The sequence below is a fragment of the Bacillus sp. CR71 genome, assembly GCF_003429245.1.
Lineage (GTDB): Bacteria > Bacillota > Bacilli > Bacillales > Bacillaceae_G > Bacillus_A > Bacillus_A thuringiensis_S.
In genome coordinates, this window is sequence record NZ_CP031748.1 from 2538925 (window position 1) to 2553865 (window position 14941).

Below are 14941 nucleotides of genomic sequence, written 5' to 3' on the forward strand. Positions count from 1 at the left end.
ATGAAGCAACGATAGAACAAAAGCATTAGAAGGAGATTATTGATGTCTTATTGCTATTGTACGAAGTGTGAGAGTGTTTATAGATGTGAAGATGTAAAAATGTGTTGTGGTAATAAAAATAATTTAATTGATTGGGAAGAATTTGCTTTTATTATGGGATATCCTTTATATCCTATTAAGAAGAAATATGCTTGGTTTCATTTAGATTTATATAAACGTTTAGATGCCGAATCTATGTATGATCTTAGGGAATATGATCCTGAACTTTTTTATTATGAGTTTAATGGCTGGAAAGAGAGTGAATTAAAAAAGCGAAAATATAACGTAATATTATTATAAAATGATTTATTGTTTGAACGAAAGTCGTGGAATAAATATTTGAATTGTATCCTTTACGAAATGATTTAGGACAACGTCCTAAATTATTTTGTAGAGGGCAGCAAGCGGAGCGCGGTAGTAAATGAACAACTTTATGGTAGAGTGATCAATATGTGACCAGAGAGTTTGTGAAGGTCTTAGAATTGAGAAATACAATTTGACTAAACGTGATATAATTTATTAATTGTATGTTAAGATTTAATGTTATATGTTGTTGGAGGAGGAGTGTGTTTGATGAAAGATATTCTTGATTATTATAAAGAAGATCTGGGTAGCACAGATACTAATTTTTTTATTTTAGATACAAAAGGTACTGCCACTGGTTATGGGGATGTGGACTTTGTTTCTTATGATTGGTCTCCTAGCAAATATGGTAAGGTTAACGCTGGCGATCTGTTTATTTATAGAAGGCCTCAGTCGGTATCTGAAATAAGAAATAGCTTTTATTTTTTTGGGGCTGGTAGGATTAAAGAAATTAAAAACATTGGACAAGATAGAGTACGTGGCATAATAGATAAAGCAATATCATTTGAACCTTATTTATCAAAAACTGACCTCGAAAAATTTGAATGGGAGTTTAAGCAAAGAGGGGAAACATGGGCATATTTTTTCCATCAATATGGAATTACGCAGATTAAAGAGAAAGATTTTCGGAATATCATAAAGAAAGCTTATGCTGGAAAAGAACATACGAAGATAGAACTTGAGAACATTACGGATAGAGTTGAATTTGTACAAAAGATACAGAATAAAAATTATTTTGTTGATGATAGGATTGGAACTAGTAAGAAAAGAAGTGGTCAAAGTACCTTCTCTAATGAAGTGAAAAAGAATTATGGGTATGAATGTGCAATAACTGGGATGACAATAAAAGAATTTTTGATAGGTTCTCATATTATACCTTGGTCAGAAAATAAGAATACTAGACTTGATCCTCAAAATGGGATTTGTTTATCTGTTTTATTCGATAAAGCTTTTGATCAAGGGTATATTGCAATTCATCCTGATTTAACAATAGAGGTTTCTAAGTTTATTGAATCTGATATTATCTTAAAAGAAATACTTATGAAGTTTAATGGAAAGAAAATAAAAAAGCCTTCTTTTTCACCTCCAAAAGAAGAGTACTTAAGATGGCATTATGAAAATATTTTTAAAAATAGTTAAGATAAAATGTAATTTATAACTTATTAAAAGAAGTGAAAATAGTATCCATGAGGGTACTATTTTTATTGTTATATTTATGGAAGATGGTCATTATATTACTAAATATGGAAGTGATAATATGTATAACTTAAACAAAGATAATATATATTATGGATTTGGAGGAGAACATTATGTAATAGCTCAATTTTATACAATGCAATACGAAGCTACGAAAATGGAAGTTGATTTTGGATTTGATATTTTAGTTACCAACCAATATCGTTACAGTCGAAATCAAGATTCTGAGATTAAAACATGGGCTTTACAAATAAAGACAGTAAATGTAACTCCAAGAGACTATGTAGAAAAAGAGGAAGGTGGAAGAGGATTTGTAAAATACGCTAAGAAGGATTTTTATATAAGTAAAAACGATTTTGATTTAATTACTAGTAAAGAAAATGGATATCTAGTTTGTGCATTCGTAGAAAAACAAGATCAGCAGTACAATGTTTTAGGGTTGTTCTGGTTATCTAGTGAACATTTAAAAGAAGCCAGAGAAAACAAATACATAATTGAGGATACGAGATATGGCGAAAAGTACGTTATTTCGGCTCGCATTCCAGTACAGACTACAATTGATTATCTAACGGAATTTTGTTTAGAACAAAGTAAAGAGTTAAATGCAGAGAATGAATACTTTCATGATTTAAGAAATTTGTTAAGATCATCTCATGTCGTTCCTTACAATCCTTTGAGAGGAGTAGAATTAATTAAGGAGGAAACAGCAGGTGATAAACATGCATGCTATGCTCCGTTAACAAAGGAATTAACAGGTCTCAAAAGTATTACAGATGATAATCAATATAGTATGATACAAAATTTGGAGGAGTACTATAAAAGAATGCATGAAATGGACTCAGTAATAATAGTTGTAGAAAATAAAAAATTCCAGTCTGAATTTGGTGAGTAAGAGAGGTTTTAATATTTAAAGACCTACTTGATTGTTTAATTTCTTCAACAATTAAAGCGTAAGCTTGAGGGTGTGTTAAAGTCCATTTTTATCTTTGGATTAGGGTATATAGCTGACAAGCCATGAATAGGTGACCAGTGATATATAAATTAATACAGAAGTTGAAAAATAAAAAGTCTTCAAATCTTATATTCATAGGATTTGAGGACTTTTTATTCTTATGATCCCGACTGGGTTCGAACCGGCGACCTCCACCCTGTCAAGGTGGCGCTCTCCCTGCTGAGCTACGGGATCCCAACTAACGTTGATGTACCAACATCTCCGAAAATTCTGTTAAATTAATTATACAGAAATGAGTGAAACCTTACAACAGTTTTTAATTGTAATATTTAAAGTGAAAGCCTGTAGGATGTTGCTTCCCATTTTTTAAATAATTGATAAGAGTGGGACGTTTAATATTGAGAGCCCGACTCGCCTCTGAAACTGAATGAAATGAGATTTCATCAGTTTTGTTAATTGCAATAATTCTGCGCTGTTGTTTTGTATATGCTATTTTTTTATTTTCTTCAGTAGATATAATACTGCAATTCTTAAGGGAATATAGCATTCCACCTTTTTTATCCTTATCTAATTGATAATCAGAGTTATATAATAGATGAACATTTGGCATGATGTTATCAATATCATATATAAAATTATCGAAGGTGTGCCATCGTTCAACAACGGTCACACCTTTAGCACCGTAATATTTATAATTTGGATGGCTTTTTACATAACATCTAGCCATCATATTTTTCCATGTAGAATATAGCCTGTGTTTCTTTTTATCTATCATGTTCATTCCTCCAATACACGTGTACTAGTATTATATTGAAAAGAAATACAGATGACAGGAAAAACTTCTTCGAAAAGTTGTGACATTGAGCGAATTGAATGGACGTATGCAAAAGGCGATGAACAACCTACGGTGAAAATTAAATACAAGTAAACGAACCACGCTCATCATTGGGCGTGGTTTTGTTGTATGTAATAGGAAATATTGGGAACATATATAACTCGTGAAATAGATTCATTTGATTCGTTTTAGTAGTAAAGGAAATGTTTTTCATGTGTAAGTGAAAATAAAAAGCATCCTTAAGGATGCTTTTTATTCTCCAATTTGCTTATTGATGTCGATGACCCATTGTAATACGTCATCGATCTGTACTTCATGATTCCAGAATAAGAAATTGTTTTTTTCATCAACATTTCTAAGAAACTCTTTTTCTCCTGCTCCCAATGAACCACCAAAAGCCCAAAAACCTTCTTTAGAAAGTCCTAAATTTAAATCAACGATAGAATGTGTAGAAGAAGTAAAAGCCCATGTATCTAATCTTTCTTCAAAATGTTCAAGATCGTTTCTAATTTGTTTTAACCCCTGAGGCGCTTCAGGAAGGTTGGGCCACTTATTTTTAATAGCCTCAACTCTTTTTTCAGCATATATTTTGTTTTTGGCACCTGCAACATTAAGAATCCTTACAATTGACATTGCATTTGTAATACCTGCAACAAATTTTCGGATAACTTCTTCAGCTTTTCCATCATATTTACCTTTTTGGATAGCGTCCCAAGTGGAGTATGCTTCCATAATTGAGTCATGAGTCCATTTAGCTTTTAATATTATTTCTGTTTTATAACGTTCTAAAATTTCATCTGTTACTACCAATGTTTCTTCAGCCATTATAATGCCTCCTTTAATTCATAGGATACTCATTCGACAAATGGTGATAATTTCCTTCAAATATTATAAATAAAATACATCACAATAATAGAACGTATATTCTGTTATTTGTGATATAATGGAATAAATTAAATATTCATACATAGGAGGAATGTTATTTGACTGAAGGACAAGATATTTTTATATTATTGAAATGTGTAGAAAGCCAATATGCAGAAAATATGTTAGATGGAGATTTTTATTTTTCTAGAAATAGGAATTTTATAGATTTAGAAGAAAAGCAAATTGACAAAGGTATTGGTGACAAACGAGAAGGAGTATGGAGTCGAATAATGAATCCACAAGAAGATCACGCCTTTATCATTACTGAGGATGGAGAAGAGCTGCCCCTTAGCTTTGAAAAAGGCATTGTTCGACACACGCATAGCAATTTAAAAGATTGTCCAATATGCTGTTTTACCATGCTTTCTTTTAAAAATGATTTCGATATAAATGAAAAACAAAATACATTAACTTTAAAATCAGAAGTAGTAAAAAAATTATCGGAACAATTTGCTGGCAGAGATTTAATTGTTTTTACAGATATGGATGAATTTATCGAAAGAATGGATAGAGCTTGTAAAAGAGAAGATTTAAGCAGAATGCGTGGGAAAGTTACATATTATGATGATGAAACCGAATCTCATCCATTGTCATTAGAAGAAGTAGAATCAAATCCAGCAAGAAAGCTCCTTTATAAACGCAAATTTTTTGAATTCCAAAAAGAATTTCGTTATATTCTCAAAAAACCTCAAGATAACAACATACTATTAAATATCGGAAATATTAGAGATATAGCTTATAATCTTGGGAAAATACAAGCAGGAAAATTCCAAATCAGTATAAAGTACAGCAAAGAAACTATGGCATAAATCGGAAAGAAAAAGGGGTACGGTAATGTTAATCAAATTTTTTAGACCTGAGCATGTTCAAATGTTCTTAAATGGAGATTTATATTTTTGTAATACAGGTTATTTTATCGACTTAGAAAAAAAGCACGGCAATAAAGGGATTGGCGATAAACATGAAGGGTCTCATTTTCGACATTTTGACCCGACAAAAGGGGAAATTAGCATTGGGCTCCCAGGTGGGCAAATGCACAAATTAAATGTCACTAAAGGATTCTTTGCTAAAACATATGAAGAAGTACGTCAATTTCAATTAACTTGTTTTACTGGTATTCTTGAAGAAGATATGGAACACATTGATGAGAATACAGATAAAATAAAAGTTGAAATAATAGAACATCTGAAAAAAGAATTTCCTGGTAGAATACCAGTATTAATAACAAATGAACATGAATTTTTTGATAGATTGCACAATGCTCTGCTAGAAAAAAATATTCATGCTTATCGTGGTCGTGTCAAATATTTTGATGAACATACAGAATCGCCTTTCAAAGAAGAAGATTATGAAAAAGATATTACACAAGCATTCTTTTATAAAAGAAACTTTTTTAAATCACAAAAAGAATATCGCATTATAACTTCACATCCTGTAGATGGTGATTCATTAACAGTAAATCTTGGTGACATCAGTGATGTTGTTTTGAATTTAGAAAGTGCGGATACTTTAGAAAAAATTAAATTAAGAAAAGTTGAAGAAGGTCTTTTACTTACTATAGAAAATGAATAACGAGCACATTAACCGCTAGTTACAGGGCTACAAACATTGTTCGTACCCTTGGAGGTTCGGAACAGTATTCCGAACCTTTAAGGAGACATGTATTATATGTACCCTTGAAATAATAAAATAGGTACTCGGCTGGCTACCGAGTACCTATTACTTCTTATTTTTCAACCATTCTTCACGTTGAATCCGTCTTTCTTCACGTTCTTTCTCCATCCGTATCGTTTCAGCATCTTTAGTGAATAAATTATTGTACACCTGATACATAAACATTATCATTAGCAGAATTACTGACAGAAATAACAAAATCGTCTCTATTCGTTCTTTCATTTCCCATGCCTTTCTTGATACAATCTTTCATCACGTTCAACGATGTATAACAAATCTCTTATCATTTCAGGTGTTTCCACCAGCACATATATTTGATATTTGGGATTAGAGCGGTTACGCATTGTATGATGATGGTCATGTCCCATTTTTATTAATTCAATCGCTAGAGTTTTCTTGTAAATATTTTTAAGTTTTGGCATTTTTATCTCTCCCTTTTAGCAATTTGTTATTTATAAATTTCAAACGTTTATCTCGACAAATTCTGATAAATTAGAAGTGCAAACTTTACACTTCTGAAATCTGCAGGTTCACCGAGCATTTTAAATTATCTGAAGCTGTTACACATAAAGTGTGTAGCAGATCTAACGCAAATACAGTTTGCATCAGGTCAATTCTCATATGGACGGTATTTGGCACGAAGCAGTTCAAGTTCTTCTCGCTTAGCAATTACATCATATTTGAGGAACAGGGATACACACCCTAACTTTTTAACAGGTGTGATTTTACCGCTTTTAACCATGTGACTCAATCTAGCACGGGATATACCAAGGACTTCAATTGCCTCGGGCGTAGTTAACACTTCCTCCTTAATGAATTTTCGTTTAACACTTCTTGATATTTCATCAAAATTTATCATAATTGCCTCCTAAAATTTTATTTGTGCATCATTGAGCATAATCCTGTGAAAAATATAACTGAATATTCAGAAAACAAAAGGCGTATGAGTTGCACTACCGAGCGACTGCCCATCCAAGGTCATTTTTGAATATTAATATTCAATTATTTTCTCTTTCTCAATTACATTAGTAGTCGTTTCAATTCGCATGTGGCTTGATAATCGAATAAGTTGAAATAATCTGTTAATGGTATAGCATCTTTCTCTTTCAGCACCATTGCTAATAATGGTAGATCTCGCAGTATATATAACTCTTCATCACCTTCATCACATATTTGCTCCAGGTAACGCCAAAAGAAAAAATTTCCTTCTTGTGTCGCTGTACCTAAGTTCTCTTTAAGTGTTTCGACAATATTTCTTAGATGTTGCTTCTGCATATTAATCACCTACTTTCTCTAATTTTATCATCATAACACCAAAAAAATTGGCAGCCAAGTATAAAGTGTTGAGCCTTAGAGCCAAGCGGACTTTGAGCTATTTACATTTGTTTATAAAGTAAGTTATATGTGTTCGATGTGTGGTTTCGTATATTCTATCTCTAGCCAAAATTGCTCTCAAGCACAAATGACGCTGGAATGTATATTGATAATTCAACAACTAACCCCACAAGAGGAAAACAACATCGCTGCCTGAAGAAGCGGAGCGAATGAGGGCGATGGGGAAGGCTTGCCTTCACCATCAGGGTTTTGAGTAGCGATATAATTTATAACATTACTTACAACCGCTACGAAAAAACGATGATTCAGGCACGCCTTCATCATCACCTTCCCACTGGCGTGCTCAGGTTCCTCTTCTTTTCTTTTGTTTTTCATTCTCACAAATATACTATATCTTCTTATAAGGAAAACTCAGCAAACCGTTGGTACTAATGGTTCTTTGGTCAACGCTCTCACACTTTCGCCATCATTTTGTGCTAACGTAAATTATTTAAAGTTTCAGCCCAATCCAGCCTTACAAATTTGAAATAGTCAATATAATACTATTATCAACTTTTGGGAGGAATCAGAGACAATGAACAATAATACAACAAAAATCAAAATAATAGATGCCATCTGTGGTGCTGGTAAAACATCATGGGCAATTCAAATGATAAACGACTCCGAGAAGGTAAATGGATTCGGTGAAACTTCCGATAAAAAATATATTTACGTGACACCATTTCTTAATGAAGTAGAACGTGTTAGCAATTCAACTAAAGCGGATTTCTTTCAACCGAATGCACAACAAGGAAAAGGGTCAAAAATTGAGCATTTCAAAATGCTTGTAGAACTGGGGAAATCCATTGTTACAACTCATGAATTATTTAAACGATTGGATACGGATACTTTAGATGAAATTGAGCAAGAAGGATATACATTAATTATGGATGAAGTTGCGAATGTACTAGAAGCAATCAATGTCAGTCATAAAGATATTGAATATTTATTGAAATGGAATGTTATTGAAGTAGATGAACTTGGGAAAGTTACTTGGTTAGATGATGAATATGGACAAGACAAGGATGATAGATTCCGTGATATTAAAATCATTGCGGAAAATGAAAATTTATTCATTTTGCAAGAGAAAGCATTTTATTGGACAATGAACATAAAAGCATTTGAATCATTCGATGAAGTATATATTTTAACGTATTTGTTCGATGGACAAATTCAAAAATCGTATTACGATATGCACAATGTACAATACGAAAAATTCAGTGTGAACAAAATTGAATATAGATATTCAATTGTTCCTTACGACAAAATGAAAGAACCAAGGAAAGAAATGTATGATTCATTAAATATATATGAAGATTATCAAAATGGTAAATCTATTAGCAAAATGAACTCCAATTATGATTCTCGAGAAAAGTTAACAAACAGACAAAGACGCAATCAATTATCATCTACATGGTTTGATAATGCTTCGGAAGAAGATTTAAAGTAACTTAAAAATAATGCAAACAATTATTTGCGTAATATTTGTCCTACTGATAATAACAAAATCTTTTGGACAACCAAAAAGAAGTATGCTCCAATATTAAAGAATCCAAAATGTAAATACAATAAGAAAGATGACCGCTCAAAGGATAATTTCGTATCATTCAATGCACGAGCAACAAATGATTATGCTGAATGTGAATCAATGGTATACATGTTTAATCGCTTTATGAACCCGAATGATAAACAATTTTTCACAACAAGAAATGTTCATGTAGATGAGGATTTATTAGCGGTAAGTGATTTAATTCAGTTTATATTCCGTGGTTGTATTCGCAAGGGAAAACCGATGAATTGTTACATACCTTCAGAGAGAATGCGAAATCTATTGAAGGATTGGGCAGAATATAAGATTTAGAGCAGAAAGTTGAGCTCGAGAAATGTATATATATAGTATAAATAAAAAATATGGAAAATATAGAAATGCAAGAATAGCAAGAAATGAAATTATAGCCCCCTGTCGAAAAAGAAAAAAAGTTAGGAGGGTAAAAGGACAGGGAGGTGGGAGAATACTAAAAAACTGTTCCCCATCTTTTAGAATTTCAGAAAAATGACGTTTTTTAAACATGGAAAATTGCATAGAACCGCACCACTGATGGATTCCCATCCCAAACTTGGATAAAAAACATGCGATTTTTACGTCATTTTTTATACGTTTTTATGAAAAAATCTATAGGAAATTGCACGTTTTTGATGAAAAAATCGCATTTTTCTGCTATAGAAAATTGTATAAAACTTATATTTTATAACATTGTAGATTCTGTAAGTGGATGATGACTTGAAAAAAGAAAGCACAGCTTAATCAACTGTGCTCAATTTTTATTTTCGCTTATTATTTCGTTTTCTACTTATTATATTATCTGAACCGAAAAATCCACTTTTGGCATGTTTTTCTTGAACAGTGTTATCAGCCATGTGTGCGTAATGAAGTACCATTCTTAAATCACTGTGTCCAAGAATTTTTCGTAAGGATTCAATGTCGCCTGTGGAAAGGTAATGAGTAGCAGCTGAGTGACGTATCAAATGCAAATAAAAACGCTTTGTAATTCCAGCTTCTACTGCATATTTTCGCATGTCACGAAGCACGTTATTTTTGCTTAACATACGACCACTCAGTGACAAGAAAATTAAATCATCGACTTTACCTTCAAATGCTTCATTCTCGTCTAATAATTGCATGAGAAGGCGATAGGTCTTATTAGATAACGGGACTACACGAGCTTTTCGGCTTTTCGCATTGTTGGAACGTATAATCGTAGTTTTATTATCATGGTCTATGTCTAACGGGCTTAACAACAAAGCTTCGGTTATACGAAACATTCCATCAATGAGAAGGTGCAATAATACGTAATCTCGAAAATGTTTGTAACTTTTATTAGAATATGATTTTGCAACTTTCAATAAACGATTCAATTCGTCTTTTGTGAGAATATCAATCTCTTTGCTATCTTTACGGAAACCTTCAAACTTGATAAATGGGTCTTGTTTTATTAAAGCTTCTTTTAGACACCAATTGATAAAAGTTTTTAGCCGTTTTATTCTTGTAGCAATTGTTTCATCTGAAAGACCAACAGTTTGAGATGTTTTGGGCATATAAGCATGTCCATCATAACGTACATATTCATTCTTCAGCCAACCAACCCAATCAGAAATAAAGTTTGTTGTTATATCTGACAGATAAAATGCTTTCGTACTTTTTTCGTTATGAAAAGCTTTAATACTGTTGAACATAAGGACGAATTGATTTAAAGATTTTGGTCGCAGGTTCTGTTTAACTTTAACTTCAAGAAACCTTTCGAATAATCGTTCAACTGTATTTTCCTTTGTAATTCTTTCAGCTTTTCGCTTATGTGGTTGTCGTTTCCGCACATTTTCTTTTTCGTTAAAATATCCTAAAGACAATAAAAAACACCCCTTGTATTCTGAATTTCAGATTTAACGGAGTGTTGGGTTTCAATCAATATTTGAGTGGAACCTAATGTTAATTTTTTATGTTTAACAGTATACATATATCAACGTTTTTCAAGGCTATAATTGATAACCCGTCTATAAACCCTGTCAAGGTGGCGCTCTTCTAACTAAGTTATGGGAGGTAACTACTTTTCAATTTTCAAACCTAATCCACAAAACCTATTAATCTGTACCCAATTACTTCCTTCTTTTCTCCTCATATTCTATAATTAATCTATAAAATTAAATGGGGGTAATTTCCAATATGAAGCTTCAAATAGTGACCCAAAAGGCTACTCATTATGAACCCGATATTTCTTTGCTTGCTGAAAAAGAATCAGGACGCCAAGAATTCGTAAAACGTTTTCCATTAGAATCCTTAAGAAATCTTACGATAGAGGAATATGCCAATACTAAAACTAAAGATTGTTTTAACTACTGGCTTGAACAGAAAAATATCCTAGGTGGTATTGGGGGAGCAAATGCTGCTAAATTTGGTATTTATCGTGCTAAAACTGGTGAGTACTGTAAGGGTTACGGTAAACAAAAATTGGTATTAAAAGATGAACAGTTGCAGGAAGAATTTAGAGCTCTAAAAGAGGGGATTTATGAAGCGATTCGACTTGCAAAGGAAGACCGTATTTCTGAAATTGTTACATTGAATTTACCAATTTATAATATGGTGTTGCTAAAAATTTTAAATATTTATGTTCCAGATAAATTTTTTAACATTTATTCACCACCAATATTGATTGAGCTAGGAAAGGAATTACATATAAAAGATGAATTGCTTACTCCGCAGAATGCAATTGAGTTGAATCATGCAGTGTTGCAGGCTATTAAGAAAGAAAATGTTTTTTTAGATTGGTCCAATGAAAAAATTTCAAGATTTATCTGGGATACATTTTCTAAGCGGGATAAATCGCTTGATAAGAATACAAACTATTGGTTAGCTGGACATACATATGGAAAAGATCGTTCCATTCAAGATTTTTTATTGAAAAGCAACTGCATAGCGATAGGCTTTTTACATGAGGATTTATCATCTCTACTAGAAGAAGAAAATATTGAGGATATCATTGATGAGAAAGAAGAAACATCAGCAGGACAAAAAGCATTAAAGCAATTTTTAAAAATGAAAGAAGGAGACCTTGTTGCTTTAAAAACGACATTTACTCGTAAGGTTGATGGGAAGACAAGATCAGTGTTACGAGTTAGTGCTGTTGGAAAAATTACTAAAGATACTATTGATGGTTATGAATTCTCTGAAGAGTATGGACATCTACTTCCTGTTGAGTGGATTAATACTGAAGAGAGAGTTCATAGGTTACGGAGGATATCGTAGTACATTAAATGAAGTGAAAAATAAGAGTGTAATTAACTTAGTATTTATGCAAGGAAAGGAAATAAGTGATACGTCCCAAGTATTTAGTGAAGTATTAGATACAGATCCAAGAAACTATGTATTTTTTGGTCCACCTGGAACAGGGAAAACATATCAAATTGTTGAACGTGCTCTTGAATTAATCGATAAAAGAATATATGAGGAACTGAAGGCAGATGGACGAGAAGCATTGCAACAAGAGTTTTCACGTTTAACAAAAGAAGGACAAATTCATCTTGTAACGTTCCATCAGTCATATGGATATGAAGATTTTATAGAAGGCTTGAAATCTGATGGAAAAGGGAATTTTGTGCCAACGGATGGTATTTTGAAAAAATCGGCACTTGAAGCTATGTATGAAGGAATTCAAAGTACAAGTCAGGAGTTTTCGAATGAAGTTCGTTTTGAGCAACTTTATGATTACCTGGTTGAAAATGGTTTGAAGAATAATATTCAATTTGAATCAAAAACAGGGACGACAAATTTCATTTCATACATTTCAGAGCAAAACAATATCGTTGTAACGAGTGAAGATGTAAAAACTAGTTCAATAGTTTCAAAGAATCGTTTACTAAGCCTTTATCGCTATATTCAGGAGCATGATATTGATTGGAAGAATAATATTATGTTTGTTCGTGAGGCGATTGGTGGGTGTAATCAGACGAGATATTGGTCTGTACTAAATTGGATATTAGAAAAAATGGAAGATACAGTAGAAGACGAAGAAAAAATGGAAGTTGAAGTAGAAGGAAAAAAGGCAATTATTCAAAAGGCATTGTTGGAAAACAGTTCGTTTGATTATTCGAATGCGAAAAAACATATTGTAATTATTGATGAAATGAACCGAGGCAATATTTCTAAGATTTTTGGTGAGCTGTTAACGTTACTGGAAGAGGATAAGCGTTTAACACAAAGTAATGAATTGATTGTTGAACTACCTTATTCAAAAGAGAAGTTTACCTTACCACCCAATTTATATGTAATAGGGACGATGAATACGGCTGACCGCTCCATAGCTTTGCTTGATACAGCGTTACGTCGCCGCTTTGTGTTTGAAGAAATCATGCCAAATACGGATCTTCTTGAATCGATTGGTGATGAAATTGATCTTGCTGAAATGCTTTCTGTTATTAATAGGCGGATTGAAGTGCTGTACGATCGGGATCATATGATTGGGCATGCGTATTTTATAAACGCGAAAACAGATAATGAAGTTATAGCTATTTTTCAAACGAAAATCATTCCACTTTTACAAGAGTATTTTTATGATGATTGGGAAAAAATCGGTCTTGTTTTGGGTGGAATAGGAAGTTCAAAGGAAGATCAATATATTGTTTATAAAGAAGAGGTTAATGTAAATGAACTGTTTAAACAAAAGCCGTCTATTTATATTCCTGCACTGTACCGAGTAAAACGAAAATTAACAGCACAAGAGCTAATAGCGATTTATGAATAAGACAATTATAGTGCGTGAGGCGTATGACTGGATTACAGAAAATGACGTTACAGCAGAACAATTTGATGAGCTTATACGGTATATTGAAGAGAAATATCCAAATGACCAAGTGATTGATCAGAAGTACAAACGAATGCGCTTTATTAATTATGTTGGCGTGATACAATGTTCGGACGTGCGGTATGAAATTATTCCAAAAATAAAACTTACACCTATTGACGATCGAAAGGCATTACTAGGAATGCTTTCGATTACAGGGTTTTTGCCAGTTTCATTTTATGAGGAAGTATTAAATGGTGAGGATAGAGGAGAACTGCTTACGGCATTTCTTGCTACATTTCTTACTCGTTTGCTGAGTGAACTCAGAAAAGGGACTTTTAAAACATACGAACGTCATGAAGAAAATTTAAATACACTGCGTGGCAAACTCGAGCTTAGTAAACACATTTATAAGAATGTATTTCAAAAAACAAAAGCATATTGTGCATTTGATGAATATACGGAAAATAACCCTCTAAACCAGCTATTTAAATGTGCATTGCTCATTGTAAAAAAGCATACAAAAATACATACTTTAAAACTTTATCTTGAGCGCTGTTTAGGCTACTTAGAACCTGTGGATGTAGTACATTTTACAGAGAAGGAAATAAAAAGCATTACATTTAACCGACAGAATGAACGTTTTCGTCAAGCTGCTTTATTTGCTAAGCTAATTGTTGAGCGAGCAACGATTTATAGTAAAGGGCGTGGAGCATCATCGTTCTCTTTCTTATTTCAAATGAATATGTTGTTTGAAAAATATATTGAAGTAGCACTACAAGAGGCTATTGGTAATAATAAAATAATCATTCAACATGCAGAGAAGAGGTTATTACGTAATAAGAAGAGTGGACGCCAGAATATTTTATTAAAACCGGATTTTGTGATTGATAATGTGATAATCATGGATACGAAGTGGAAAAGTGCAACAAATAATGGAAGAAGTAGTTATGTTCAGAGTGACATTTATCAAATGTATGCGTATGTCACGGCTTATAAGGAAGTTAAAAGGTGCATATTGCTGTATCCTAAACAGGAGATAGAAGCTGTTCATCCTGTGTGGGAAGTTATTGATACTGAAAAAACTATCGAAATGTGTACGATAAGAATTGATGAATTTTCCGAGACTGTGCGAGAATTAAAAGAAATTCTACAAAAACAAGTTAAATAATTTTGTAAAGACACTCAATTGAATATGGGTGTCTTTTAATATAGAAATCAAATCTCCTTTGGAAAAGTATGAATATT

The 14941-nt window shown here is 32.5% G+C and carries 17 protein-coding genes and 1 tRNA gene; 10 read left to right on the forward strand and 8 right to left on the reverse strand.

What is annotated here, in order from left to right:
• The first annotated feature begins 42 nt into the window (after window positions 1-42).
• From DOS87_RS12775 to DOS87_RS12785, 3 genes are all read left to right on the forward strand, one after another.
• Entirely contained in the window at window positions 43-339 is a 297-nt protein-coding gene (locus DOS87_RS12775) for an aldehyde dehydrogenase (protein WP_261795666.1), read from the forward strand.
• Window positions 340-612: 273 nt separating this feature from the next.
• Complete coding sequence (locus tag DOS87_RS12780) at window positions 613-1542, forward strand: HNH endonuclease (RefSeq protein ID WP_261795688.1); 930 nt, start codon at window positions 613-615, stop codon at window positions 1540-1542.
• A gap of 118 nt (window positions 1543-1660) precedes the next feature.
• Complete coding sequence (locus DOS87_RS12785) at window positions 1661-2491, forward strand: hypothetical protein (RefSeq protein ID WP_208730316.1); 831 nt, start codon at window positions 1661-1663, stop codon at window positions 2489-2491.
• A gap of 221 nt (window positions 2492-2712) precedes the next feature.
• Here DOS87_RS12785 and DOS87_RS12790 read toward each other — a convergent pair.
• The 3 genes from DOS87_RS12790 to DOS87_RS12800 form a co-directional block, all read right to left on the reverse strand.
• Window positions 2713-2785 (reverse strand) — tRNA-Val (locus tag DOS87_RS12790).
• Between the two features lie 82 nt (window positions 2786-2867).
• Window positions 2868-3326, reverse strand: coding sequence for an NUMOD1 domain-containing DNA-binding protein (locus DOS87_RS12795; RefSeq protein WP_208730317.1), 459 nt, complete (start codon window positions 3324-3326; stop codon window positions 2868-2870).
• Between the two features lie 312 nt (window positions 3327-3638).
• A complete protein-coding gene (locus DOS87_RS12800) occupies window positions 3639-4211 on the reverse strand; it encodes a hypothetical protein (RefSeq protein ID WP_208730318.1) in 573 nt (190 codons plus the stop codon).
• 158 nt (window positions 4212-4369) lie between these two features.
• Between DOS87_RS12800 and DOS87_RS12805 the strand changes: the two genes are divergently transcribed.
• Both DOS87_RS12805 and DOS87_RS12810 read left to right on the forward strand, forming a co-directional pair.
• Window positions 4370-5122 (forward strand): hypothetical protein, encoded by a 753-nt coding sequence (locus DOS87_RS12805; protein ID WP_208730319.1) that lies wholly within the window; start codon window positions 4370-4372, stop codon window positions 5120-5122.
• A 25-nt stretch (window positions 5123-5147) separates the two neighbouring features.
• Entirely contained in the window at window positions 5148-5885 is a 738-nt protein-coding gene (locus DOS87_RS12810; protein WP_208730320.1) for a hypothetical protein, read from the forward strand.
• A gap of 147 nt (window positions 5886-6032) precedes the next feature.
• On the opposite strand, the gene DOS87_RS12815 is transcribed toward DOS87_RS12810, so the two are convergent.
• The 4 genes from DOS87_RS12815 to DOS87_RS12830 form a co-directional block, all read right to left on the reverse strand.
• Window positions 6033-6209 (reverse strand): hypothetical protein, encoded by a 177-nt coding sequence (locus DOS87_RS12815; protein ID WP_208730321.1) that lies wholly within the window; start codon window positions 6207-6209, stop codon window positions 6033-6035.
• Window positions 6206-6409, reverse strand: a complete 204-nt coding sequence (locus tag DOS87_RS12820; RefSeq protein ID WP_208730322.1) for a hypothetical protein — start codon at window positions 6407-6409, stop codon at window positions 6206-6208. Before DOS87_RS12820 ends, DOS87_RS12815 begins: the two co-directional genes overlap by 4 nt.
• Before the next feature lie 188 nt (window positions 6410-6597).
• Complete coding sequence (locus tag DOS87_RS12825; protein WP_208730323.1) at window positions 6598-6846, reverse strand: helix-turn-helix domain-containing protein; 249 nt, start codon at window positions 6844-6846, stop codon at window positions 6598-6600.
• 161 nt (window positions 6847-7007) lie between these two features.
• A complete protein-coding gene (locus DOS87_RS12830) occupies window positions 7008-7262 on the reverse strand; it encodes a hypothetical protein (RefSeq protein WP_208730324.1) in 255 nt (84 codons plus the stop codon).
• A gap of 634 nt (window positions 7263-7896) precedes the next feature.
• On the opposite strand from DOS87_RS12830, the gene DOS87_RS12835 reads away from it, so the two are divergent.
• Together DOS87_RS12835 and DOS87_RS30130 are read left to right on the forward strand one after the other, a co-directional pair.
• Window positions 7897-8811, forward strand: a complete 915-nt coding sequence (locus tag DOS87_RS12835; RefSeq protein ID WP_261795667.1) for a hypothetical protein — start codon at window positions 7897-7899, stop codon at window positions 8809-8811.
• A gap of 24 nt (window positions 8812-8835) precedes the next feature.
• Window positions 8836-9222: a hypothetical protein gene (locus DOS87_RS30130; protein WP_261795668.1), complete on the forward strand. Its 387-nt coding sequence runs from the start codon at window positions 8836-8838 to the stop codon at window positions 9220-9222.
• Window positions 9223-9683: 461 nt separating this feature from the next.
• Here the strand turns inward: DOS87_RS30130 and DOS87_RS12840 are convergent, their stop codons facing one another.
• Window positions 9684-10766, reverse strand: a complete 1083-nt coding sequence (locus tag DOS87_RS12840; RefSeq protein ID WP_208730325.1) for a tyrosine-type recombinase/integrase — start codon at window positions 10764-10766, stop codon at window positions 9684-9686.
• A gap of 313 nt (window positions 10767-11079) precedes the next feature.
• Here DOS87_RS12840 and DOS87_RS30135 point away from each other — a divergent pair, with 313 nt between their 5' ends.
• From DOS87_RS30135 to DOS87_RS12850, 3 genes are read left to right on the forward strand one after another with little or no spacing between them, the layout of a single operon-like run.
• Window positions 11080-12159: a hypothetical protein gene (locus DOS87_RS30135; RefSeq protein ID WP_261795669.1), complete on the forward strand. Its 1080-nt coding sequence runs from the start codon at window positions 11080-11082 to the stop codon at window positions 12157-12159.
• Complete coding sequence (locus tag DOS87_RS30140; RefSeq protein ID WP_261795670.1) at window positions 12107-13654, forward strand: McrB family protein; 1548 nt, start codon at window positions 12107-12109, stop codon at window positions 13652-13654. Before DOS87_RS30135 ends, DOS87_RS30140 begins: the two co-directional genes overlap by 53 nt.
• Complete coding sequence (locus DOS87_RS12850; RefSeq protein WP_208730326.1) at window positions 13647-14864, forward strand: McrC family protein; 1218 nt, start codon at window positions 13647-13649, stop codon at window positions 14862-14864. The genes DOS87_RS30140 and DOS87_RS12850 overlap by 8 nt, the downstream gene beginning before the upstream one ends.
• The last annotated feature ends 77 nt before the right edge of the window (window positions 14865-14941 follow it).

Coding starts and splice junctions, on each gene's coding strand:
- DOS87_RS12775 (WP_261795666.1), top strand. CDS start 43: ATGTCTTATTGCTATTGTACGAAGTGTGAGAGTGTTTATAGATGTGAA.
- DOS87_RS12780 (WP_261795688.1), top strand. CDS start 613: ATGAAAGATATTCTTGATTATTATAAAGAAGATCTGGGTAGCACAGAT.
- DOS87_RS12785 (WP_208730316.1), top strand. CDS start 1,661: ATGTATAACTTAAACAAAGATAATATATATTATGGATTTGGAGGAGAA.
- DOS87_RS12795 (WP_208730317.1), bottom strand. CDS start 3,326: ATGATAGATAAAAAGAAACACAGGCTATATTCTACATGGAAAAATATG.
- DOS87_RS12800 (WP_208730318.1), bottom strand. CDS start 4,211: ATGGCTGAAGAAACATTGGTAGTAACAGATGAAATTTTAGAACGTTAT.
- DOS87_RS12810 (WP_208730320.1), top strand. CDS start 5,148: ATGTTAATCAAATTTTTTAGACCTGAGCATGTTCAAATGTTCTTAAAT.
- DOS87_RS12815 (WP_208730321.1), bottom strand. CDS start 6,209: ATGAAAGAACGAATAGAGACGATTTTGTTATTTCTGTCAGTAATTCTG.
- DOS87_RS12820 (WP_208730322.1), bottom strand. CDS start 6,409: ATGCCAAAACTTAAAAATATTTACAAGAAAACTCTAGCGATTGAATTA.
- DOS87_RS12825 (WP_208730323.1), bottom strand. CDS start 6,846: ATGATAAATTTTGATGAAATATCAAGAAGTGTTAAACGAAAATTCATT.
- DOS87_RS12830 (WP_208730324.1), bottom strand. CDS start 7,262: ATGCAGAAGCAACATCTAAGAAATATTGTCGAAACACTTAAAGAGAAC.
- DOS87_RS12835 (WP_261795667.1), top strand. CDS start 7,897: ATGAACAATAATACAACAAAAATCAAAATAATAGATGCCATCTGTGGT.
- DOS87_RS30135 (WP_261795669.1), top strand. CDS start 11,080: ATGAAGCTTCAAATAGTGACCCAAAAGGCTACTCATTATGAACCCGAT.
- DOS87_RS12850 (WP_208730326.1), top strand. CDS start 13,647: ATGAATAAGACAATTATAGTGCGTGAGGCGTATGACTGGATTACAGAA.